Annotated in this window: 1 protein-coding gene and 1 pseudogene; both read right to left on the bottom strand. The window is 52.7% G+C overall.

Annotated elements, in window-relative coordinates; genetic code table 11:
* The coding region (locus GN208_RS17920) for a phage tail assembly chaperone (protein ID WP_243828524.1) at positions 1-185 on the bottom strand (185 nt) is incomplete at its 3' end.
* 3 nt (positions 186-188) lie between these two features.
* Positions 189-452, bottom strand: a pseudogene (locus tag GN208_RS17915) (phage tail protein); the annotation flags it as partial.

Here is a 452-nt window from a genome sequence, read left to right as displayed (position 1 = left end):
GACAATTTTTCATCACCGTCTGCGCCGGTATTCATCAGCTCACGCCATCTGAGCCAGGCTGCCGAAGACGGTTCCCGCAGAATAACGGTGACTCCGTTCCATTCAGGTACCTTCACCATTTTTGAGCGGAAGGCGTTTTTTGGACTGAGTGCCAGTTCTTTTAATGACAGTTTCCGATTCGCCACGGCTTATTCCCTCTTTCCCGGCTCAGTTACCGCCCCGTTTTTCAGCGGAACAGGCTTACCTTTCATGCGCAGTGTGAAAGACGCGGTGACCAGCCCGCTGGTTGACGCACTCCAGCTGTTCTGCCGGACTTCTGCCAGGAAGGCATAACCATTACCTGACGGAAACTCCACTTTGAACGCATGAATAGTATCTTTGTCATAGGCAGTACGCAGAACTTCCTGACCTTCATCCGGTGACCAGTTACCGGAGATCGTGATTTCCCCCGG

Source organism: Morganella sp. HSTU-ASny43 (assembly GCF_022819185.1).
GTDB classification, from domain to species: Bacteria; Pseudomonadota; Gammaproteobacteria; order Enterobacterales; family Enterobacteriaceae; genus Morganella; species Morganella morganii.
The sequence above is the reverse complement of the archived record's forward strand: the minus strand, read 5'-3'. Positions and strand labels throughout refer to the sequence as shown.